22 protein-coding genes are annotated in these 20873 nt (G+C 69.7%); 15 read left to right on the top strand and 7 right to left on the bottom strand.

Annotated features, from left to right (window positions below):
- Nucleotides 1-13 precede the first annotated feature (13 nt).
- Entirely contained in the window at nt 14-286 is a 273-nt protein-coding gene (locus RWS82_RS12200) for a hypothetical protein (protein WP_314650508.1), read from the top strand.
- Nucleotides 283-1638: a hypothetical protein gene (locus tag RWS82_RS12195; protein ID WP_314650507.1), complete on the top strand. Its 1356-nt coding sequence runs from the start codon at nt 283-285 to the stop codon at nt 1636-1638. The genes RWS82_RS12200 and RWS82_RS12195 overlap by 4 nt, the downstream gene beginning before the upstream one ends.
- A 39-nt stretch (nt 1639-1677) precedes the next feature.
- Here the strand turns inward: RWS82_RS12195 and RWS82_RS12190 are convergent, their stop codons facing one another.
- The 3 genes from RWS82_RS12190 to RWS82_RS12180 all read right to left on the bottom strand — a co-directional run bounded on the left by RWS82_RS12190 (nt 1678) and on the right by RWS82_RS12180 (nt 2749).
- Nucleotides 1678-2082, bottom strand: coding sequence for a phage holin family protein (locus RWS82_RS12190; RefSeq protein ID WP_314650505.1), 405 nt, complete (start codon nt 2080-2082; stop codon nt 1678-1680).
- An 83-nt stretch (nt 2083-2165) separates the two neighbouring features.
- Nucleotides 2166-2546 carry a type II toxin-antitoxin system death-on-curing family toxin gene (locus RWS82_RS12185; RefSeq protein WP_314650503.1) on the bottom strand — a complete coding sequence of 127 codons (381 nt, stop codon included), beginning with the start codon at nt 2544-2546 and terminating at the stop codon, nt 2166-2168.
- Nucleotides 2543-2749: a ribbon-helix-helix protein, CopG family gene (locus tag RWS82_RS12180; RefSeq protein WP_314650501.1), complete on the bottom strand. Its 207-nt coding sequence runs from the start codon at nt 2747-2749 to the stop codon at nt 2543-2545. Before RWS82_RS12180 ends, RWS82_RS12185 begins: the two co-directional genes overlap by 4 nt.
- Before the next feature lie 90 nt (nt 2750-2839).
- Between RWS82_RS12180 and RWS82_RS12175 the strand changes: the two genes are divergently transcribed.
- The 4 genes from RWS82_RS12175 to RWS82_RS12160 are packed head-to-tail and all read left to right on the top strand — an operon-like array spanning nt 2840 to nt 7428.
- Complete coding sequence (locus RWS82_RS12175; RefSeq protein ID WP_314650499.1) at nt 2840-3922, top strand: histidinol-phosphate transaminase; 1083 nt, start codon at nt 2840-2842, stop codon at nt 3920-3922.
- Nucleotides 3923-3949: 27 nt separating this feature from the next.
- Complete coding sequence (gene pdhA / locus RWS82_RS12170; protein WP_314650497.1) at nt 3950-5077, top strand: pyruvate dehydrogenase (acetyl-transferring) E1 component subunit alpha; 1128 nt, start codon at nt 3950-3952, stop codon at nt 5075-5077.
- An 11-nt stretch (nt 5078-5088) separates the two neighbouring features.
- Nucleotides 5089-6054: an alpha-ketoacid dehydrogenase subunit beta gene (locus RWS82_RS12165; RefSeq protein ID WP_314650645.1), complete on the top strand. Its 966-nt coding sequence runs from the start codon at nt 5089-5091 to the stop codon at nt 6052-6054.
- 21 nt (nt 6055-6075) lie between these two features.
- Nucleotides 6076-7428: a dihydrolipoamide acetyltransferase family protein gene (locus tag RWS82_RS12160; protein WP_314650495.1), complete on the top strand. Its 1353-nt coding sequence runs from the start codon at nt 6076-6078 to the stop codon at nt 7426-7428.
- A gap of 32 nt (nt 7429-7460) precedes the next feature.
- Here the strand turns inward: RWS82_RS12160 and RWS82_RS12155 are convergent, their stop codons facing one another.
- Complete coding sequence (locus tag RWS82_RS12155) at nt 7461-8024, bottom strand: helix-turn-helix domain-containing protein (protein WP_314650494.1); 564 nt, start codon at nt 8022-8024, stop codon at nt 7461-7463.
- Nucleotides 8025-8097: 73 nt separating this feature from the next.
- Between RWS82_RS12155 and RWS82_RS12150 the strand changes: the two genes are divergently transcribed.
- A complete protein-coding gene (locus tag RWS82_RS12150) occupies nt 8098-9240 on the top strand; it encodes a zinc-binding alcohol dehydrogenase family protein (RefSeq protein WP_314650491.1) in 1143 nt (380 codons plus the stop codon).
- A gap of 49 nt (nt 9241-9289) precedes the next feature.
- Here the strand turns inward: RWS82_RS12150 and RWS82_RS12145 are convergent, their stop codons facing one another.
- Nucleotides 9290-9826 carry a 2'-5' RNA ligase family protein gene (locus RWS82_RS12145; protein WP_314650489.1) on the bottom strand — a complete coding sequence of 179 codons (537 nt, stop codon included), beginning with the start codon at nt 9824-9826 and terminating at the stop codon, nt 9290-9292.
- Nucleotides 9827-9872: 46 nt separating this feature from the next.
- On the opposite strand from RWS82_RS12145, the gene RWS82_RS12140 reads away from it, so the two are divergent.
- Nucleotides 9873-10910: a dipeptidase gene (locus RWS82_RS12140; protein WP_314650487.1), complete on the top strand. Its 1038-nt coding sequence runs from the start codon at nt 9873-9875 to the stop codon at nt 10908-10910.
- A 15-nt stretch (nt 10911-10925) separates the two neighbouring features.
- Here RWS82_RS12140 and RWS82_RS12135 read toward each other — a convergent pair whose 3' ends face one another.
- Nucleotides 10926-12146, bottom strand: a complete 1221-nt coding sequence (locus RWS82_RS12135) for an ROK family protein (RefSeq protein ID WP_314650486.1) — start codon at nt 12144-12146, stop codon at nt 10926-10928.
- A 95-nt stretch (nt 12147-12241) separates the two neighbouring features.
- Here RWS82_RS12135 and RWS82_RS12130 point away from each other — a divergent pair, with 95 nt between their 5' ends.
- From RWS82_RS12130 to RWS82_RS12100, 7 genes are all read left to right on the top strand, one after another.
- Nucleotides 12242-13564 (top strand): ABC transporter substrate-binding protein, encoded by a 1323-nt coding sequence (locus RWS82_RS12130; protein ID WP_314650484.1) that lies wholly within the window; start codon nt 12242-12244, stop codon nt 13562-13564.
- Nucleotides 13561-14493, top strand: a complete 933-nt coding sequence (locus tag RWS82_RS12125) for a sugar ABC transporter permease (protein ID WP_314650482.1) — start codon at nt 13561-13563, stop codon at nt 14491-14493. Before RWS82_RS12130 ends, RWS82_RS12125 begins: the two co-directional genes overlap by 4 nt.
- Entirely contained in the window at nt 14493-15368 is an 876-nt protein-coding gene (locus RWS82_RS12120) for a carbohydrate ABC transporter permease (protein ID WP_314650478.1), read from the top strand. The genes RWS82_RS12125 and RWS82_RS12120 overlap by 1 nt, the downstream gene beginning before the upstream one ends.
- 64 nt (nt 15369-15432) lie before the next feature.
- Nucleotides 15433-17121, top strand: coding sequence for an alpha-amylase family glycosyl hydrolase (locus RWS82_RS12115; RefSeq protein ID WP_314650476.1), 1689 nt, complete (start codon nt 15433-15435; stop codon nt 17119-17121).
- Nucleotides 17122-17307: 186 nt separating this feature from the next.
- Complete coding sequence (locus tag RWS82_RS12110; RefSeq protein WP_314650475.1) at nt 17308-18345, top strand: metal ABC transporter solute-binding protein, Zn/Mn family; 1038 nt, start codon at nt 17308-17310, stop codon at nt 18343-18345.
- Nucleotides 18346-18401: 56 nt separating this feature from the next.
- Nucleotides 18402-19205, top strand: coding sequence for a metal ABC transporter ATP-binding protein (locus RWS82_RS12105; RefSeq protein ID WP_314650473.1), 804 nt, complete (start codon nt 18402-18404; stop codon nt 19203-19205).
- Nucleotides 19202-20062, top strand: a complete 861-nt coding sequence (locus RWS82_RS12100) for a metal ABC transporter permease (RefSeq protein ID WP_314650471.1) — start codon at nt 19202-19204, stop codon at nt 20060-20062. The genes RWS82_RS12105 and RWS82_RS12100 overlap by 4 nt, the downstream gene beginning before the upstream one ends.
- A 15-nt stretch (nt 20063-20077) precedes the next feature.
- On the opposite strand, the gene RWS82_RS12095 is transcribed toward RWS82_RS12100, so the two are convergent.
- A complete protein-coding gene (locus RWS82_RS12095) occupies nt 20078-20767 on the bottom strand; it encodes an Abi family protein (RefSeq protein WP_314650469.1) in 690 nt (229 codons plus the stop codon).
- Nucleotides 20768-20873 lie beyond the last annotated feature (106 nt).

The raw sequence follows: 20873 nt of genomic DNA, 5'->3' as shown, positions 1-20873 counted from the left end.
GGATGCTTGCCGCATGACCTTCGCAATCACCTCCCTCGCCCCCGACACATGGTCCGCCGGCGATGCCGAAAGATGGGCGCAGGCGGGCGTCTACCTGCGCGGCGCGCTGTTCTCCGCCGAGACAGCGACCGCGGTGCTGACACCGCTCCCCGCCGAGACGCAGTGGTCGTCGGAGGGTCTGCGGGCCCTGCACGAGGCGCTGCTCGACTTCCGCGAGCGGGCGGCGTCCGTGCTGTCGGCGCTGCGCCAGCGCGAGCACGAATGGGAGACGGAGGTACCGGCATGAGCGGCGGCGTCGATGTGGACTACGGGGGTGCGATCGCGGTCGACACCGAGGTGCTCCGAGACCTCGGGAGGCGGATGCTGTCGGCCGCCGCCTCGATGAGGGATGCTGAGGGCGGGGCGGTGGCGGCACACCTCGAACTGACTCTCTCCACACCCGGGCGAGAGTGGGTCGGGTACTCCGCGCTCGCCGCCGATGCGATCGCGCTCCGAACGCTGGGCGGCGACATCGAGGCGGATGCGGCGGGCGTGCTGCTCATGGCCGACGCCTACGAGGTCGTCGAGCTGCATGCGCAGGCCCGAGCCCTGGAAGCGAGCGATGCGGCGGCCGCCTCCGACCTGCGTACACGGGCGGATGCGCTCGCCGCCTCGGACCCGCAGATACAGCCCCTCGTCGACCGGCTGCGCGCGGAGTGGGTCACGGGCCGTTTCGAAGGCCTCGATCGGCAGGTGGATCTGTCGGCGGGCGGGTGGGGGTCGGTGTTCGGCTCGATCGGCGGCAGTGCGGCTGTGATCGGTGCCGGGGTCATCGCGTACGGGACCCGCTTGTCCGGACGCGCCGATTCCGTGGTCGTCACCCCGGTGCGAACGACGACCCCCGCCGGCGCACCGACGTCACTGCCCGATGCGCTCCGCCGGTTCCCGAGTGCGACGGGAGCGCAGGTGAAGGTGGAGACCTATGCGATGAGCGACGGTACGCGCCGACATGTGGCCTACATCACGGGCACGCAGTCGCTTGCGGTCGGCGGATCGAACCCGTGGGACATGAAGTCGAACGTCGAGCTGTACTCCGGGCGCAGATCGGCGTCGTATCAGTCGACCCTCGATGCGCTGAAGCTCGCCGGGGCGAAGCCGGGCGAGAGGGTCGACGTCGTCGGGTACTCGCAGGGCGGCGGCATCGCGTCGTACCTGGCGATGGACGGCACATACGACGTCGGGGTGCAGATCACCGCGGGCAGCCCGCTCGAACCCACGCTGGACGATTCCCAGACCCTCGTGCAGTTGCGTCACACCGATGACGTGGTGTCGTCCCTGGCCGCCGGCGGGTCGCCCGGCGGAACCGGATCGGCCGACAGCGTCACGGTGGAACGGGTCGCCGACCCCACTCCGGGCCTGCACGACCTGCTGCTCGAGCCGCATCGCATCGAGAACTACATCGAGACGGCTGAGATGTTCGAGGCCTCAGGCGACCGTCGAGCGCACGGCCTCGACCCGCTGTGGGCCGACCTCGCGGAGGCCGAGTCGGTGACCTCCGTCGAGTACCACGCCGAGCGCATCATGCCCGAGCAGACTCAGGCGCCGGGACTCCCGCCCGACAGTGGCGACCCGCGCGGACGGGGCCGCGATGTCTACTGACGGGCCGCCCGTGCACCGTAGGCGGCGGGCGCGCGGGCGTCAGTCGCGGCGCGGACGCTTGCGCTGCGGGCGCAGGATGAAGCCGAACACGCCGTTGATGAGCGAGATGAGCAGAGCCGCGACGACTCCCCACCAGAAGTGCTCGACCCGCAGACCCCACCCGAAGCCGATGGTGATCGCGGCGGTCAGCCACAGCAGGAAGCCGTTGATGACGAAGCCGATGAGACCGAGCGTCAGGATGTACAGCGGGAACGCCACGATCTTCACCACCGTGCCGATGATGGTGTTCACGACCGCGAAGATCGCTGCGACGGCGAGCAGCGTGAGAACGAGCTGCAGGTCGCCTCCGGGCGGGAACGCGATCACGCTCACCTGCAGCACGGGGATCAGCGTGACGACCCACAGGGCGAACGCGTTGACGACGACTCGGATGATGAAGCGCATGATGCGCCCATCCTCCCACGCGCGCCCCCGCTTGTCAGGGGCGCGACGTCGGTCGGCGGACGGCCCGCAGGCGACCTACGGCGTCAGGTCGCGGATCGAGGTTCCCGACGATGCGCACGGAACGCATCGGCGATCTCGGCGAGCTCGGCCTTGCTCTGCGCGGTGCGCAGGACGAGTTCGAAAGCCGTGTCGGTCGGCATGTCGACGATGACACCGTTCATCTCGAGGAAGGTGAGCGTGAGCACCCAGGAGAACCGTTTGTTCCCATCGAACAGCGGGTGGTTCTGGCTGAGCGACGACATCAGCGCCGCGGCCTTGACCTCGAGTTCCGGGTACGCCTCGACTCCGAACATGGAGCTCGCCGGGCGGGCCAGGGCCGAGGAGAGGAGGCCGATGTCGCGGACGTGCAGACCGAGTGCCTCCAGCACGCCGACCGCGTGCGGGAGTTCGATGAACCGCGTCATGCGTCCTCGAGCTTCTTCAACAGGTCTGCGTAGCGGTCGGCGACTCCGCGGGCCGTGCTCACAGCCTCGTCCGTCGTGATCTCCTCCCGCAGGAATCGATCCGCGGCTTCGATGAGCAGCGCATGCTTCGAGGTGTGGCGACGCGCGGCGAGGGCGCCGAGTTGATCGTCGATGTTCTCAGGAAGTCGAACCGTCATAGCCATACCACAATGGTACCAACCGCCTACTCGCTCCGCCAGGGTCCGTCCCGCGACCCGCCGTGTCGCGCGGCCGACGATCGTAGACTCGTGCTCGTGACCGACCACATCCTCCCGCGCATCCGCCCCGCCATCGCCGCCCTCGCGCCGTACCGGCAGGGAAAGCAGGCGGGGCCCGACGCGTTCAAGCTGTCGAGCAACGAGAACCCGTTCGATCCGCTGCCGTCGGTGGTCGAGGCGATGCAGCGCATCACGCCGATCAACCGCTACCCCGATGCCACCGCGCTGCGCCTGCGCGAGCGCCTCGGCGCGCGCTACGGCGTCACCCCCGATCAGGTGCACGTCGCAGCCGGCAGCGTGTCGATCCTGCACCAGCTCGTCCTCGCGACGGCATCCGTCGGCGACGAGGTCGTCTACGCCTGGCGCTCGTTCGAGGCCTACCCCAGCCTGCCGCTCGTCGCGGGGGCCACCGGGGTGCAGGTGCCGCTCACCGAGGGGGCGCGACACGACCTCGACGCCATGGCGTATGCCGTGACCGACCGCACCCGCGCCATCCTCGTCTGCACCCCGAACAACCCCACCGGACCCGTCGTCACGAGTGCCGAATTCGCGGCGTTCGTCGCACGCGTCCCGGCCGACGTGCTCATCATCCTCGACGAGGCGTACGCCGAGTTCGTCACCGCTCCCGACGCCGTCGACGGCCTCGCCGAGCGCATCTTCGAGCAGCACCCGAACGTGGTCGTGCTCCGCACGTTCTCCAAGGCCTACGGGCTCGCCGGCCTGCGCGTCGGCTACGCCATCGGCCACGAGAAGGTGCTCGATGCGGCCCGCACCACCGGCATCCCGCTGTCGGTCACGTCGGCGGCCGAGAATGCGGCGATCGCCAGCCTCGACGCCGAGGCCGAGCTGCTCGAGCGTGTCGCCGAGATCGTCGAGCGTCGCACGCGCCTCGCCGACGGACTGCGCGCCCAGGGCTGGGAAGTGCCCGACGCGCAGGGCAACTTCGTGTGGCTCCCGGCGGGTGCGCGCACCGAAGAGGTCGCCGCCGCGTTCGTCGCCGGCGACATCGTCGTGCGGCCGTTCCCGGGCGACGGCATCCGCATATCCGTGGGCGAGCATGAGTCGGTGGACAAGGTCCTACAGGTCGCGGAATCCGTTGTGCGGACCCTCCAGCCCTAGGCGGTCATCCTCGGATAGCGTGGAACGGTGAGCTCGCCAGAGAACGAAATCGTCCGCGTCCTGGAGGCGGACGGCCGATTCGCGCCCAGTCCCGCCGCCGAGCGATACCTGCCGTTGATCGAGGCGATCGGCGACGCGGAGCTCGAGCAGTTCTACCGCGACATGGTCGGCATCCGCGCCATCGACACCCAGGCCACCAACCTGCAGCGTCAGGGGCAGCTGGCCCTGTGGCCGCCGAGTCGCGGGCAGGAGGCCGCACAGGTCGGCTCGGCCCGCGCCGCCCGCGCGCAGGACACGATCTTCCCGTCGTACCGCGAGCACGTCGTGACCCGCATCCGCGGCGTCGACCCGGTCGACATCATCAAGCTCATGCGCGGTGTCTCGCACGGCGGCTGGGATCCGACCGACCCGAAGAACGGCAACACCCGGCTCTACACGCTCGTGCTCGGCTCGCAGACCCTGCACGCGGCGGGCTACGCCATGGGCCTCGCCTTCGACGGGCGCTCCGGCTCCGGCGACGTCGAGCGCGACGAGGCCGTCATCGTCTACTACGGCGACGGGGCGTCGAGCCAGGGCGACGTGCACGAGGCGATGGTCTTCGCCGCCAGCTACCAGGCGCCGACGGTCTTCTTCCTGCAGAACAACCACTGGGCGATCTCGGTGCCGGTGACGACCCAGTCGCGCGTGCCGCTCGTGCAGCGCAGCGCCGGCTACGGCATCCCGAGCGTGCGCATCGACGGCAACGACGTGCTCGCCAGTTACGCCGTCTCGCGCGCCGCCCTCGACGAGGCGCGCACCGGCCAGGGGCCGCGTGCCATCGAGGCCGTCACCTACCGCCTCGGCGCGCACACCACGAGCGACGACCCCACGAAGTACCGCGGCAGCGACGAGGAGCAGTCGTGGGCGCAGCGCGACCCGATCGCCCGCATGCGCGCCTTCCTCGAGAACCGTGGCGCCTCGGCATCCTTCTTCGACGAGGTCGACGCCGAGGCGGCCGATGCGGCCGAAGACCTCCGCGCCCGCACGGTCGAGCTCGGCCCGCCGCCCGTGAGCCGCATGTTCGACCACGTGTACAGCGAGCCGCACCCGTTGATCGCCGAGCAGCAGGAATGGCTCGCGCGCTACGAAGCGTCGTTCGAAGGAGGAGCGCAGTGACCCTCGAGACGATGCCGTTCAGCAAGGCCCTGAACGCCGGCCTGCGCAAGGCGATGGAAGACGACCCGAAGGTCCTGCTCATGGGCGAGGACATCGGCAAGCTCGGCGGCGTGTTCCGCGTGACCGAGCACCTGCAGCGCGACTTCGGCGAGAAGCGCGTGCTCGACACCCCGCTCGCCGAGTCGGGCATCGTCGGCACCGCGATCGGCCTCGCGATGGCCGGCTTCCGTCCGGTGATCGAGATCCAGTTCGACGGCTTCGTCTTCCCGGCGTTCGACCAGATCACCACCCAGCTGGCGAAGCTCACCAACCGGCACGAAGGATCGCTGAGCCTGCCGATCGTCATCCGCATCCCGTACGGCGGGCACATCGGCGCGGTCGAGCACCACCAGGAGAGTCCCGAGGCGTACTTCGCGCACACGCCCGGTCTGCGGGTCGTGTCGCCGTCGACCCCGAACGACGCCTACTGGATGATCCAGGAGGCCATCGCCTCGAACGACCCCGTGATCTTCATGGAGCCGAAGAGCCGCTACTGGCCCAAGGGCGAGGTGCAGCTCGACGCATCCGCCGCCCCGCTGCACGCGACCCGTGTCGTGCGCACCGGCACCGACGTCACCCTCGTCGGCCACGGTGCCATGGTGACGACGCTGCTGCAGGCCGCCGCGCTCGCCGAGTCGGAGGGCACGAGCTGCGAGGTCGTCGACCTGCGCTCGCTCTCGCCGATCGACTACGAGCCGATCCTCGGATCGGTGCGCAAGACCGGCCGCATGGTCTACGCGCAGGAGGCCCAGGGCTTCGCCAGCGTCGGCAGCGAGGTCGCCGCGACCGTCATGGAGCGCGCGTTCTACGCCCTCGAAGCGCCCGTGCTGCGCGTCTCGGGCTTCGACACGCCGTTCCCGCCCGCCAAGCTCGAGGGCCAGTACCTGCCGGATGCCGACCGCATCCTGGAGGCCGTCGACCGTTCCCTCGCCTACTGATTCGTTCCGGAAGGATCGCAGATGAGCACGCAGAACTTCACCCTCCCCGACGTCGGGGAGGGCCTCACCGAAGCCGAGATCGTCACGTGGAAGGTCGCCCCGGGTGACACCGTCGCGATCAACGACGTGATCTGCGAGATCGAGACGGCCAAGTCGCTCGTCGAGCTGCCGTCGCCGCACGCCGGCACGGTCGCCGAGCTGCTCGTCGCCGAGGGAGCGACGGTCGAGGTCGGCACGCCGATCATCACGTTCGTCTCGGATGCCCGTGACGACGCCGGCCCCGGCAAGGTCGTCACCGCCGAGGCCCCCGCGCCCGAGGAGGGCGGAGGGTCGGTGCTCGTCGGCTACGGCAGCGGCGGCGGCGCGACTTCGCGGCGCAAGCGCCCGGCCGAGCGCCCGGTGCGCTCGTCGGTGGGGGTCATCGCCAAGCCCCCGATCCGCAAGCTCGCCCGCGATCTCGGCGTCGACCTCACCGCGGTCAGCCCGACGGGCGCCGACGGCGAGGTGACCCGCGACGACGTGATGAAGCAGGCCTCGCAGGCGAGCGTCTTCCGCAACATCGAGACGCCCGAATGGGGTGCCGTGCGCGAGGAGACCGTGCCCGCACCGCAGACCGCGCCGGTCGGCCTCGCTCGCGGCGTCGCCCCGGTGCAGGCATCCGCTTCCGACGACGACCGCACCGAGTCGATCCCGGTGAAGGGTGTGCGCAAGGCGACCTCGTCGGCGATGGTGCAGAGCGCCTACTCGGCCCCGCACGTCACCGTCTGGAAAGACGTGGATGCGACCCGCACGATGGAGCTCGTCAAGCGCCTCAAGGCCGCGCCCGAGTACGCCGACATCAAGGTGTCGCCGCTGCTGATCGTCGCGCGCGCCGTGATCTGGGCGGCCCGTCGCACTCCGATGATCAACGCGGCGTGGGTCGAGACCGAGAACGGCGCCGAGATCGCCGTGCGCCACTACGTCAACCTCGGCATCGCGGCCGCCACGCCGCGGGGCCTGCTCGTGCCGAACATCAAGGATGCGCAGGACCTCGGCATGAAGGACCTCGCCCGCGCTCTCAACCGCCTGACGCTCACGGCCCGCGACGGCAAGACGACGCCGGCCGACCAGCAGGGCGGCACCTTCACGATCACCAACATCGGCGTGTTCGGGATGGATGCGGGCACCCCGATCATCAACCCCGGTCAGGCGGGCATCCTCGCCATGGGCACGATCAGCCAGAAGCCGTGGGTCGTCGACGGCGAGGTGCGCCCCCGCTGGGTGACCACGGTCGCCGGCTCGTTCGACCATCGCGTGGTCGACGGCGACGCGATGAGCCGCTTCATCGCCGACGTGGCCTCGGTGCTCGAGGAGCCCGCGCTGCTCGTCGATTGACGCCACGTCGCCGGCTCCCGTAGCACGGGGCGTCAGCCGTTCAGGCTGCGTCGCATGTCGTTCCACGCCGACACCAGGACGTCTGCGAGCGGCAGGTCGGCGGGTCCGTCCAGCCATCTCTCCATTGCGAGGTCGAAGCACGTCACGGCGAGAGCCGACAGTGTGCGCGCCTCCTGAGCATCGATGCCGCGGCGGTGCAACGTCTCCTCGATGGCGCGGGCGAGGGAGTGGCTGCGCAGGAGATCGCGTTCCTGCAGGGCGGGCTCGGCGTGAACGATGCGGCGACGGCGCGCGATCGGTTCGCGCCAGTCCTGCAGTCCGCGGCTCGCGGCGGCGAGCCCCGCGCGCACCGTGGCCGTCCCGTTGGTCTCCGGCGGGACGGATGCCATGAACTCCGCGACCGCGTGCGGGAACTCGCGGTCGCGCAGGAACAGCACGTCGCGCTTGTCGGAGAAATGACGGAAGAACGTTCGTGTGGTGAGCCCCGCCGCCTCGGCGATCTGGGGAACGGTGGTTCCCGCGTATCCCTGGGCGGCGAATAGGGTCATCGCCGCCGCCTCCAGTCGCAGGGCGGCATCCGGTGACCATCGGGGCATGCATCCATGATGACACGAACTGTCATAGGATGCTTCTGACGACACGACATGTCATCAGAAGCGGAGAATGGCGATGGGCGACAACAGCGCGGCGTGGATCGATTCCCCTTACGCGGATCTGACGATTCGAGAGGCGCCGATGCCGGAGGCCGGGCCGGGGCAGCTGCTACTGGAGGTGCGCGCCGCGGCGGTGAACCCGCTCGACGCGATCATCCAGTCCAACGGCACGGTCATGTACGGGTGGTTGGACTACCCCGTGATCCTCGGGGAAGACGTCGCGGGCGTCGTCGTGGCCACCGGTGCCGGGGTGGGCGACTTCGCCGGAGGAGACCGTGTCATCGCGTACGCCCTGGGTCTGGAGAAGGGGCGGGATGCCGTCTCCGAGAGCGGCTTCCAGAGATACGTCGCGGTCGACGCCGGCTTGGCCGCCGCGCTGCCCGACGCCGTCGCCTTCGAAGACGGCGTCGTGCTGCCCCTCGCGCTATCGACGGCCGCGGCGGGCCTGTTCGAGGAGGACCAACTGGGGCTGGACTCCTCCCGTCTCGGGAGCGCGGCACCCCGTGATGAGGTCGTCGTGGTCTGGGGTGGTGCGACCGCCGTGGGGAGCAACGCCATCCAACTCGCGCGAGCGGCCGGGTACCGCGTCATCACGACGGCCTCGCCGAAGAACCACGACCGGATGAGGCGGTTGGGGGCCGACGCGGTCTTCGACTACCGCGATCCGGCCGCCGCAGCGCGGATCGTCCAAGCGATCGGCGGCGCGAAGGTCGCGGGCATCCTCGCCGTCGCCGTGGGGTCTGCCGAACCCTGCCGGCGGATCGCCCGCGCCACCGGCGCCACCCGGATCGCCATGGCGAGCCCTCCCGTCTCGTTCTACGACCAGCCGCGTCGTCGCGGCCTCTCCCTCGCGCGCATCCGTCTGTTCGTGACGCTCGGCATGCGGATGACGCTCGTGCAGGTGCGCAGTCGCGTCCGCGGCATCACGCCGTCGTTCATCTGGGGCAGCGCCATCGCGACCTCGCCCGTGGGCCCCGCCGTCTGGGGCGGGTATCTCCCGGCCAGACTCGCGTCGGGCGCTCACCAGCTCTACCCGGAGCCCCGCATCGTGGGCGGGGGTCTTCCGGCGATCCAAAGAGCGATCGACACCCTTCGTGACGGCGTCTCCGCCGAGAAGCTCGTCGTCACCCTGCCGACGGCATCGCCGGAATCGCCCTAGACATCGTCGCCACGGCAGGGTCGACGCGGACGCCGAACGACTCCCGTCGTTACGGTCGAAGCTCCGCGAGCATGGTCACCGTCGCGGTGACCGGATCCCACCTCCGCACACCCACGCCCTCGGCGGCGATGTCCCCACCGACGAGGTCGAGCGCTGCCTCGAGGTCGGCGAGGCGCAGGCGACGCGCGAGCGTCACGTGCGGTGTCCATTCGCCCGGCGCGGTGTGCGGAGCATCCGCCCCCGCCCCTGCGGCACGGTGCGCCGACGCGTGGAGGGCGAGCAGCTCGGGGGTGGCAACGACGCTGCGGGCGAGCACGCGCCGGTCGCCGGCGCCGAACAGCACGGGGGCGCCGAGCGTGAGGGGCACCGGGGCCACCGGCTCGAGGGCGTCGGGGGCGAGATCGCCGAGATCGACCCGCGCCAACAGGGTGAGGTGCGGGCGGTTGGTGGGCGAGGTGTGCCGCGCGAGGCTCGACATTCCTCGGCCGGCGAGCGCCTCCCACTCCGCGCGCACCGCGGCCTCGGCGGCGGGGTCGAGGAGCAGCTCGATCGACGACGGCGACGGCCGCGGCTCGGGTTCTCGCACGCATTGATTATGTCGCCCGGCACGGACGTGCCTCTAGCCTCGACCTATGACGGATGCTGCGCGGGACGGACTCATCGACGGACACAACGACCTGCCGTGGGCGGCGCGGAACCTCGCCGCGTACTCGGTGGAGGGGCTCGATGAGGCGACGCCGGCGCCCTTCCAGACCGACCTCCCGCGCATGCGGCAGGGCGGGGTGCTCGGGCAGTTCTGGTCGGTCTACGCCGAAGACGAGCCGGGTGTGGATGCCGTGCAGTACACGCTCGAGCAGATCGACTACGTGCACCGGCTGGTGCGGCGATACCCCGACCAGCTCGCGTTCGCCCGCACGGCGGCCGACGTCGAGCGCGCCGGAGCGGAGGGCCGGATCGCCAGCCTGCTCGGAGCGGAGGGCGGTCACAGCATCGGCGGATCGCTCGCGACCCTGCGGATGCTCGCGCGGCTCGGTGTGCGGTACATGACGCTGACTCACAACAACAACACGCCGTGGGCCGACTCAGCGACGGACGAGCCCGAGCACGGCGGTCTGAGCGAGTTCGGGGAGGCGGTGGTGCGCGAGATGAACGCGCTCGGGATGCTCGTCGACCTGTCGCACGTCTCCGAGGCGACGATGGATGCCGCGCTGCGCGTGACCGATTCGCCCGTGATCTTCAGCCACTCGTCGTGTCGGGCGGTGACGGAGCATCCGCGGAACGTGCCGGATGCCGTGCTCGAACGCCTGCCCGACAACGGGGGCGTGGTCATGGTCTCGTTCGTGCCCGTATTCGTGTCGCGCGACTGGGCGGACTGGTGGGAGGCCGGCCGCGAGGGCGAGGCCCCCGCGGTGGGCATCGAGCACGTCGTGGCGCACTTCGAGCACGCGCGCGAGGTCGCCGGCATCGACCACGTCGGGATCGGCAGCGACTACGACGGGTTCCCCGCCTTCCCCGAAGGGCTCGGAGATGTGACGGGGTTCCCTCGCCTGCGCGCGGCGCTGTCGGCGGCGGGCTGGTCGGATGCCGATCTCCGCAAGGTCTGGTCCGGCAACGTGCTCCGCGTGCTCCGCGCGACCGACGACCGCTTCATGGCTCAGTCCCGCGACTGACGCCCGCCCGCGGGTCTACGCGGGCACGCTCAAGCGCTGCTCCGCGAGCAGTGGCACGGCGCGCTCGCGGGCGGCGCGGCGGGCGGTCGCGACTGCGCCGACCGACACGACCTCGGCGCCCAGCTCGGAGGCGACGATCGTCGGGGCGGGCAGGTGCAGTTCGTCGGGGAGGATGCGGCGCGCGGCGGCGAGCACGGGCTCGATGCTCTCGGCCACGGCGCCGCACACGATCACGCGCGCGGGGTCGTACATGCTGCCGAGCACGCCCACGATGCGCGCGACCACGGCTCCCACCCGGTCGGCGACGAGCACGGCATCCGCGTCGCCCGATGCGGCGAGGGTCAGCACGAGGCGAGGATCGACGCGCTCGGTGTCGACGAGGCGTCCGAGTGCTCCATCGAGCGGCGCCTCGCCCGACGCGACGACCTCGCGCGCGGTGTCCTGCACGGCATACGGCAGTCCGACGGCCGACCCGACGCCCATGATGTGGTCGAACACGACCCCCTCGCCGACGCCGCCGTGCGCGCCGTGCAGCACGTGGCCGTCGACGACGACACCCCCGCCGTAGCGCTCGCTGGCGAGCAGGGCCACGTAGTCGCGGCATCCGACCGCTGCGCCGACCGCGCCCTCGGCGATCGCCGCGAGCTGCGCGTCGTTCTTGATCTGCACGACGGGCGCCCATGCGGCCAGCGCCTCGGCGAGACCGGGGTTGGTGCGCTCCCAGAACCCGTCGGGGTGGGGCGGGGAGATGCCGTTGCGGTCGACCGGCGCCGCGACACCGGCGCAGATGGCGAGCACGCGGTCGCGCGGCACGCCCGATTCGTCGATGGCGGCTGCGAGGTTCTCGACGATCAGCGAACGCCGGGCGGCGGCGGACTGCGTCTGGTCGACCTCGACCCGATGGTGCACGAGGGTGCGATCGAGCACGTCGGCGACGGTGAAGGCGACATGCGTGTCACCGGCGTCGATGCCGACGACCACCCCGAGATCGGAGGAGAGGGCGAAGCGGCGGGCGGGGCGTCCGGAGCGGTAGCTGCCGGCGACGCGGGCGTTGGGCAGTTCGCGCAGCACCTGGGCGCCCACCAGCGTGTCGATGGCGTCGATCGCGGTGGAGCGGGTGAGCGACGTGCCGCCCATCACATCGGTGGCGGTGAACTCGCCGGCGTTCCAAGCGAAGTCGAGCACGGCTCCGACGCTCGCGCGTCCGGTGCCGAGCCCGGTCGAGATGTCGGTCACTCCTCTTGCCTTCCTGCCGTCCGAATGAGAGAGTACCGGTCAGCGGAGTAAATTCGCTCATTAGATTTAATAGCTGGATCTAAACCGGAAGGACGATGGTGTCTGGGAGACGAACACGCGCGCTGCGGCTGATCGGCGGGGCCCTCGGGCTCACGCTCGTCGGCGCCGCCCTCACGAGCTGCGCTGCCGGCTCGGAAGCGGAGACCATCCGCTTCACCTTCAGCAAGCGCGAGGCGATCGAGTTCATGACCGGGCTCGTCGCCGACTACAACGCGTCGCAGGACGACGTGAAGGTCGAGATCGACACCTCCGGGGTCGACGTGGTCTCGGCCAGCTTCGTGCGGGGAAACCCGCCCGACATCATGCTCGGGAACTACAACTACGAGGTCGCCCGATTCGTGCAGCGCTGCGCGCTCACCGACCTCTCCGGCACCGACGCGGCCGCTAGCATCCGCGACGACCTGCAGCCGCTCATGGAGCAGTACGGCTCGTGCGAGGGGCGCACGAGCGCGCTGCCGTACTCGGTGATGGCGGCATCCGTCATCTACAACCAGCAGATCTTCGAGGAGCAGGGTCTCGAGGTCCCCACCACCTGGGACGAGCTCATCGCCGTCTGCGACCAGCTCAAGGCCGCCGGCATCGACCCGTTCTACGGCACCTTCAAAGACGACTGGACCGTCGCCCAGGGCTGGTACGACTACACCGCCGGTGGGTCGGTCGACACGATCGAGTTCTTCGACGCGCTCGCCGAGGAGGGCGCCGAGGTCGGGCCCGACTCGCCGGTGTCGTTCGAGAAGGACTTCGCCGAGCCGATGGACCGCATGATGCAGCTCGCCGAGAACTACACCAACGCGGATGCCCCGAGCCGCGGCTACGGCGACGGCAACCTGGCGTTCGGCAAGGGCGAGGCCGCGATGTACCTGCAGGGCCCGTGGGCGTTCAGCGAGATCGCGAAGACCGCCCCCGACCTGGCCCTCGGCACGTTCCCGCTGCCGATGACCGACGACCCCGCCGACCTCGGCGTGCGGGTGAACATGGACCTCGCGGCCATGATCCCGGTCGAATCGACGCATCAGGAGGCCGCGCGCGACTTCCTCGAGTACCTCTTCCTGCCCGAGAATATCGAGGCCTACAACGCGTCGCAGCTCGGTTTCACGCCGACGAAGGATGCCCCGGCCCCCGAGGATCCGCGCATCGCGGGGATGATCGAGTACTACGAGAACGGCCAGATCTACCAGGGCCCGTCGGTGCTCGTTCCCAAGACGCTGCCGATCTTCAACTATGCGCAGGCGATGGTGCTGGGCGCCTCGACCGATGCCACCCTGCGCACCATGGATGCCGACTGGGCGCGTATCGCGTTCCGCGCGCCGATCCCCTCCACCCAGGACAACGCCTCGGGTGAGGAGCCCGCATCATGAGCACCACGACCGCACCCAGCGACAGCACGACGGTCATCGTCACGGGCGGTCGGCGCGAGCTGCGCCGCCACCGACGCCGCGTCGAACCGATCTACTACCTGTTCCTGCTGCCCACCCTGGTGATCTTCACCCTCGCGATCACCGTGCCCGGCGTCATGGGCATCTTCTTCAGCTTCACCGACTCGATCGGGCTGGGGGAGTGGAGCTTCAACGGGTTCACGAACTACATCGCGATGTTCAGCGACCCGTCGATCCTGCAGAGCTACCTCTTCACCTTCGGGTTCTCGATCGCGACCGTCATCGTGGTGAACGTGATCGCGTTCCTTCTCGCGGTCGGCCTCACCTCGCGCATCCGCCTCAAGACCGCGCTCCGCACGGTCTTCGTGATCCCGATGGTGATCTCGGGCATCATCATCGCCTACGTCTTCAACTTCCTGTTCTCGAACTCGCTGCCCGCGGCGGGGGCGGCCACCGGCATCCCCTGGCTGTCGGAGAGCCTGCTCGCCAACCCCGACCTCGCGTGGGTCGCGATCGTCATCGTCACCGCGTGGCAGGCCGTGCCCGGCACGCTGCTCATCTACATCGCCGGCCTGCTGTCGGTGCCCGGCGAGGTGTACGAGGCGGCGAGCATCGACGGGGCGAGCAAGACGCAGCAGCTCACCCGCATCACGATCCCGCTCGTCATGGGCTACGTCGTGATCAACGTCATCCTCGGGTTCAAGGGCTTCCTCAACGCCTACGACATCATCGTCGGCCTCACCAACGGCGGCCCGGGCACCGCCACCCGCAGCGTCGCGATGACGATCATCGCGGGTTTCAACGGCGGCGACTACGCCTACCAGATGGCCAATGCGACCATCTTCTTCATCGTCGCCGTGCTCATCTCGCTCCTCCAGCTCTCGCTGACGCGCGGAAGGAACGCACTCTGATGTCGACGCAGACCATCACCACCGCCCCGGGCGGGAAGAAGCGGCGCGAGCGCATGGAGGGAGTCAACTGGTCGGCGACGATCATCCTGATCCTCTGCACGGTCACGGTGCTGCTCCCGCTGTACGTCACCATCTCGATGGCGTTCAAGACCACCAACCAGGCGGTCGACGGCAACGCCTTCTCGCTGCCGGCGCCGTTCAGCATCGACGGCTTCGTCGAGGCGTGGAACCTCACGAAGTTCCCGGTCGGGGCGGGCATCTCTCTGCTCGTCACGGCGGGCACCGTGATCGCCACGATCGTGCTCGCCGCGTGGGCGTCGTACGCGATCGTGCGCAACTGGGACCGGCGCCTGTTCCGCTACTCGTTCTTCTACCTGCTCGCGGCGATGTTCATCCCGTTCCCGGTGGTCGCCCTGCCGCAGATCCAGCTCACCGGCCGGGTCGGACTCGACAACCCGTTCGGCGTCATCATCCTCGCGACGATGTTCCAGCTGAGCTTCAGCGTGCTGCTGTTCACGGCGTTCCTGCGGTCGATCCCCATCGAGCTCGAGGAGAGCGCCCGCATCGACGGCGCGACCACGTGGCAGACGTTCTGGAAGCTGATCTTCCCGCTGCTCGCCCCGATGAGCGCGACGGTCGGCATCTTCGCCTTCCTCTACGCCTGGAACGACTTCATGATGCCGTCGCTGATCATCTCCGACCCGGCGCTGCAGACGCTGCCGGTGCGGCAGAACCTCTTCCAGAACCAGTTCAGCAACAACTACAACGTGGCATTCGCCTCGTACCTCATGGCGATGGCCCCGGCCATCCTGGCGTACCTGTTCACGCAGCGCTTCGTCATGGAGGGCGTCACGCAGGGCGCCGTCAAGGGCTGAACCGGATGCCCGGCGACGGGCACGCAGAACCCCCACCGCAAGGAAAGAAGGAGCAACACCCCTCATGACCGATGCGCTTCTCACCGAGACCCGCGACGACCGGACGGCAGCATGGTGGCGGCAGGCCGCCGTCTACCAGATCTACCCCCGCAGCTTCGCCGACGCGAACGGCGACGGGCTCGGCGACATCCCCGGCATCGTGTCGAAGGTCGACTACCTCGCCGACCTCGGCATCGACGCCGTCTGGCTGAGCCCGTTCTACCCCTCGGAGCTGGCCGACGGCGGCTACGACGTGGCCGACTACCGCGACGTCGACCCGCGCCTGGGAACTCTGGCCGACTTCGACGCGATGGTCGAGGCGCTGCACGCCCGCGGCATCCACGTGATCGTCGACATCGTGCCCAACCACTCGTCCGACCGGCACGTGTGGTTCCAGGAGGCGCTCGCCGCGGGGCGTGGATCGGCGGCGCGCGAGCGGTACATCTTCCGGGAGGGGACCGGCCCCGACGGCTCGGAGCCGCCGACCGACTGGGTCTCGGTGTTCGGCGGCGGCGCCTGGGAGCGCGTCGAAGACGGCCAGTGGTACTTCCACAACTTCGCCAAGGAACAGCCCGACTTCAACTGGGACCACCCGGAGGTGCGGGAGGACTTCCTGAAGACTCTGCGCTTCTGGTCGGACCGCGGTGTCGACGGCTTCCGCATCGATGTCGCGCACATGCTCACGAAGGACCTCAGCGAGCCCCTGCCGTCGCGCGCCGAACTCGACGCCATCGACCGCTCGACCGGCCAGCACCCGCTCATCGACCGCGACGACGTGCACGAGATCTACGCCGAGTGGCGTGAGGTCTTCAACTCGTACGACCCGCCGCGCACAGCCGTCGCCGAGGCGTGGGTCGACACTCCCGAGCGCCGCGCGCGCTACGCCTCGGCCGAGGGACTGGGGCAGGCGTTCAACTTCGACCTGCTCGAGGCCGACTTCGACGCCGTGCAGTTCCGCGGCATCATCGACGACAATCTCGCGCAGGCCCGGCTCACCGGGTCGTCGACCACGTGGGTGCTCTCGAACCACGACGTGACGCGGCATGCCACGCGCTACGGCCTCGCCCCGCTGCAGGGTCGTGCCGTCAAGCAGGGCACGGAGTGGGTCGCCGCGGGCGGCCCCGCCGACATGCTCGACCGCGACCGAGGGCTGCGCCGCGCACACGCCGCGTCACTGCTGCTGCTCGGACTGCCGGGCAGCGCGTACCTCTACCAGGGCGAGGAGCTGGGGCTGCACGAGGTGGCGGAGATCCCCGCCGAGCAGCGGCAGGACCCGGCGTTCTTCCGCGGAGCGGAGTTCGACGGCCTGGGTCGCGACGGATGCCGTGTGCCGCTGCCGTGGACCGCGGACGGTGTCTCGTTCGGGTTCGGCAGCGCTCCGGCGCATCTGCCGCAGCCGGCCTGGTTCGCGGAGCACGCGGTGGATGCCGAGGCATCCGACCCGTCGTCGACCCTGTCGCTCTATCGCGAGGCGCTGCGGTTGCGGCATCCGCTGCAGACCGAGGAATCGCTGGAGTGGATCGAGACCGGCCGTGCCGACGTGCTGCGCTTCGTGCGCCCGAACGGGTGGCAGATCGTGGCGAACTTCGGCACGGAGCCGTTCGACCTCGGTGCGGATGCCGCGGAGGTGGTTCTCGCGAGCGCCGCGCTGAGCGGCACGTCGCTCGCGGGAGAGGCGACCGCCTGGCTCGCGCCAGCGGGTCTCCTCGACTAAGGGACCCTGAGAGCCGGCTGCCTGCGCGAAGCCTCCGCGCGAAACGGAGACCATCGTGGGCGGGGTCGGCGTGTCGAGGGTCGACACGCCGACCCTGGGGCGATGCGTCTCCGTTTTCGCGCGGGGCGCGGGCGGCAGCGACCCGCCGATTTGATAATGGTTCTCATTAGCTCGTACAGTGAGAGCATGAAGAAGCCCGTCGTCGTTCTCAGCCTCGCCTCCGTCGCCGCCCTCACGCTGGCCGGATGCTCCGCCCCCGCGGCCGGCGAGGGTCAGGAAGACGGCGCGATCACCGTCGTTGCGAGCACGAACGTCTACGGCGACATCGCCGCGACGGTGGGCGGCAACCGCATCGAGGTCGAGTCGATCATCACCTCCGCCACCCAGGACCCTCACTCGTACGAGGCCAGCGCCCGCGACCGGCTCACCGTGCAGGACGCCGACCTCGTGATCGAGAACGGCGGCGGCTACGACGCGTTCATCGACACGCTCCTCGGCGACTCCGACGCGCACGTCATCACCGCCGTCGAGTACGCCCACGACTACCCCGGCAACGAGGGCCACTCCGACGACGCGCACACCGACGACGACGCCCCGGCGACGGATGCCCCGGCCGAGGAGGAGCACGACCACGCCGAGGAAGAGGGCCACGACCACGCCGAGGGCGAGGACGGCCACGAGGGTCACGACCACATCGAGGGCTTCAACGAGCACGTGTGGTTCGACCCACACACCATGATCCATGTCGTCGAAGCGATCTACGACGAGCTGTCCGAGCTCGACCCCGACGGAGCCGACGAGTTCGCGGCGAACGCCGACGCCCTCATCGCCGAGCTCGAGGGCTTCGAGGCCGACCTCGAGGCCATGAAGACGGATGCCTCAGGCACGAACGTCTTCATGACCGAGCCCCTGCCCGGCTACCTCGCCGCGGCCGCGGGGTTCACCGATGTGACGCCCGAGGGCTTCGCCGAGTCGGTCGAGGAGGGCACCGATGTGGCCCCGGCCGTGCTGCTCGAGGCGCTCGACGTGATCGGCGGCGGCCAGGTGTCGGCGCTGCTGACCAACGCCCAGACCGGCGGTTCCGAGACGGAGCGCGTCGAGAAGGCCGCGGAGGATGCGGGCATCCCGGTCGTGGCTTTCACGGAGCTGCTCGACGACGGATCGTCGTACTCTGAGTGGATGAGTGACGCGATCCAGAGCCTCGCCGCCGCGACCCAGTCGTGAGCCGGGCCCCTCGACAGGGTCTGGCACGCACCAGAGGCGCCGAGGCCTCGCGCCCCGTGCTCGAGATCGCCGGCGCCTCGCTGCACCGTGGCGACCGTGAACTGTGGTCTGGACTCGACCTGACCGTGCACCCCGGCGAGTTCATCGCGGTGCTCGGACCCTCGGGCTCCGGCAAGACCACCCTGCTGCGGAGCATCCTGGGCCTGCAGCCGCTGTCGTCCGGCAGCATCCGCGTCGCCGGCGAACCGGTGCACCGCGGCAACTCCCGCATCGGGTACGTGCCCCAGCAGCGATCTCTCGCCCCCGACACGAGCATGCGGGCGCGCGACATGGTCGCCCTCGGTGTGCAGGGCAGCCGCTTCGGCTTCCCGGTTCCGCACCGCGGCGACCGCGCGAAGGTCGACCGGCTGCTCGCATCGGTGGGTGCGAGCCACTTCGCCGACCGACGCGTCGGGTTGCTGTCGGGAGGGGAGCAGCAGCGGTTGCGCGTGGGGCAGGCCCTCGCCGACGAGCCGGCTCTGCTGCTGTGCGACGAGCCGCTGTCGAACCTCGACCTCGCCAACCAGTTGGCCGTGACCGACATCATCGATCGGCAGCGGCGCGAGCGCGAGGCCGCGGTGATGTTCGTCACCCACGACATCAACCCGATCCTGGGTCGGGTCGACCGCATCCTCTACATCGCCGGAGGGCGCTTCCTGCTCGGCACGCCCGACGAGGTGCTGCAGACGCGCGTGCTCACCGATCTCTACGGCACGCCGGTGTTCGTGCTGCGCGCCGGCGACCGACTGGTCGTCGTCGGTGTGCCGGATGCCGAGCCCCACCACGACCACGGCGAGCACGAGCACGGGGGAGTGGCATGAGGCCGCTGCTCGACTGGGGCGACGTCTTCTCGTTCCAGGACTACGGCGCGCTCGTCGAACTGCTCTCGAACTCGATCATCGCCGGCGCGGTGCTCGGCCTCGTCGGCGGGCTGATCGGCGTGTTCGTGATGCAGCGCGACCTCGCCTTCGCCGTGCACGGCGTGAGCGAGCTGTCGTTCGCGGGCGCGGCGGCCGCCCTGCTCTTCGGCGGCAGCGTCGTGTTCGGCTCGCTCGCCGGCGCGCTCGTCGCGGCGGTGCTCATCGGGGTGCTCGGCGCCAAGGCCCGCGACCGCAACTCGATCGTCGGCGTGCTCATGCCGTTCGGCCTGGGCCTGGGCATCCTGTTCCTGTCGCTGTACGACGGCCGCACCGCCAACCGCTTCAGCCTGCTCACCGGTCAGATCGTGTCGGTGTCGAGTCCCGACCTCGGGTGGCTCATCGGCATCAGCGTGGTGGTGCTCGTCGGCCTGCTGCTGATGTGGAACCCGCTGCGGTTCGACTCGCTCGACCCCGAGTCGGCCGCCGCCCGCGGGGTGCCCACCCGCGCCGTGAGCCTGATGTTCATGGTGCTGCTCGGCCTGATCGTCGCCGTGAGCGTGCACATCATCGGCGCCCTGCTGGTGATGGCGCTGCTCGTCACCCCGGCGGCCGCGGCGATGCGCGTGACCGCTGGGCCCGTGCTCGTGCCGGTGCTCGCGGCGCTGTTCGGCTTCGTGTCGGCGGTCGGCGGCATCCTGCTGGCGCTCGCCGGAACCCTGCCGGTGAGCCCGTACATCACGACGCTCTCGTTCACGATCTACGTCGTGTGCTGGATCGTGCAGAAGGCCCGCGCCCGCGTCCGCCGCGTCCGTGCGTGATGCACGCCCAGCCCTTCAGGATCGAGAATCGATCACCGCGGCCACAGTGCTGTGCGCGACAATGTGTCGTCTGAGTGGCTCAGACAGATTTCGAGCAACGAACACGATGCTTCGCCGGACGTTCTCCGGATTCCGGTCGTAGATCGATTCGTTGTGGGCGAGTCGGTTTCGCACGTCGCGCAAGCCGTCGAGTGCGGCGTGCAGCTTGCTTCGATCTGCGCCCGGCGCGTACGCCTTGTGTAAAGCGGGAACCCAAATCGTCTTCTCGTGGAGGCTGTCGGTGAGGTAGGACCAGAACCCGAACATCAGCTCCGCGATCACCTTGCCCCGATGCACCCCGTTCCCCTCGGTGAAATTCGCATACTTTCGGGCCTGTCTGATCGCATTGCGAGGCGTGGCGTTCTTGTCCTGGGTTGTACCGTCGGCGTTCCGGCGACGGTGTTCGGGGAGGAGCAAGGACGCCACGTGCGGGCTGAGCCAATCGTCCCCGGCGACCAAGGGGTGAGCGAGCAGCGCGCGATCGTATGCGTTCCGCAGTCTGACTTCGAGATGCCCCAGATCGTGCAACAGCGCGGCCGAGAGTCGCGCGTTCCATTTATAGAGGCGCAAGGCGTTGTCGTGGTCGCCCTTCGCGGCGCTCAGGTACTTTGCATAGCGGCCAGGGGATAGCCATGCCGTGACCCAAGCATCGGGAGAGGATGACAAGAATCGTCCATTCGCCTAGAATTGAAGCATCGAGAGCCCTTGATGACCGATGCTGGTGAACCAGTACGTTACTCGGGCCGCGACTTTGAAAGCCCCGGTATCAACA

It is taken from the genome of uncultured Microbacterium sp. (assembly GCF_963528945.1).
Classification (GTDB): domain Bacteria; phylum Actinomycetota; class Actinomycetes; order Actinomycetales; family Microbacteriaceae; genus Microbacterium.
The sequence above is the reverse complement of the archived record's forward strand: the minus strand, read 5'-3'. Positions and strand labels throughout refer to the sequence as shown.

Bases quoted from the DNA above. Each gene is read 5' to 3' on its own strand.
- RWS82_RS12185 (WP_314650503.1), bottom strand. From the start codon at position 2,546: ATGACGCGGTTCATCGAACTCCCGCACGCGGTCGGCGTGCTGGAGGCA.
- RWS82_RS12125 (WP_314650482.1), top strand. From the start codon at position 13,561: ATGAGCACCACGACCGCACCCAGCGACAGCACGACGGTCATCGTCACG.
- RWS82_RS12130 (WP_314650484.1), top strand. From the start codon at position 12,242: ATGGTGTCTGGGAGACGAACACGCGCGCTGCGGCTGATCGGCGGGGCC.
- RWS82_RS12160 (WP_314650495.1), top strand. From the start codon at position 6,076: ATGAGCACGCAGAACTTCACCCTCCCCGACGTCGGGGAGGGCCTCACC.
- RWS82_RS12195 (WP_314650507.1), top strand. From the start codon at position 283: ATGAGCGGCGGCGTCGATGTGGACTACGGGGGTGCGATCGCGGTCGAC.
- RWS82_RS12150 (WP_314650491.1), top strand. From the start codon at position 8,098: ATGGGCGACAACAGCGCGGCGTGGATCGATTCCCCTTACGCGGATCTG.
- RWS82_RS12190 (WP_314650505.1), bottom strand. From the start codon at position 2,082: ATGCGCTTCATCATCCGAGTCGTCGTCAACGCGTTCGCCCTGTGGGTC.
- RWS82_RS12140 (WP_314650487.1), top strand. From the start codon at position 9,873: ATGACGGATGCTGCGCGGGACGGACTCATCGACGGACACAACGACCTG.
- RWS82_RS12100 (WP_314650471.1), top strand. From the start codon at position 19,202: ATGAGGCCGCTGCTCGACTGGGGCGACGTCTTCTCGTTCCAGGACTAC.
- RWS82_RS12115 (WP_314650476.1), top strand. From the start codon at position 15,433: ATGACCGATGCGCTTCTCACCGAGACCCGCGACGACCGGACGGCAGCA.
- RWS82_RS12180 (WP_314650501.1), bottom strand. From the start codon at position 2,749: ATGGCTATGACGGTTCGACTTCCTGAGAACATCGACGATCAACTCGGC.
- RWS82_RS12200 (WP_314650508.1), top strand. From the start codon at position 14: ATGACCTTCGCAATCACCTCCCTCGCCCCCGACACATGGTCCGCCGGC.
- RWS82_RS12120 (WP_314650478.1), top strand. From the start codon at position 14,493: ATGTCGACGCAGACCATCACCACCGCCCCGGGCGGGAAGAAGCGGCGC.
- RWS82_RS12155 (WP_314650494.1), bottom strand. From the start codon at position 8,024: ATGCCCCGATGGTCACCGGATGCCGCCCTGCGACTGGAGGCGGCGGCG.
- RWS82_RS12165 (WP_314650645.1), top strand. From the start codon at position 5,089: ATGCCGTTCAGCAAGGCCCTGAACGCCGGCCTGCGCAAGGCGATGGAA.
- RWS82_RS12110 (WP_314650475.1), top strand. From the start codon at position 17,308: ATGAAGAAGCCCGTCGTCGTTCTCAGCCTCGCCTCCGTCGCCGCCCTC.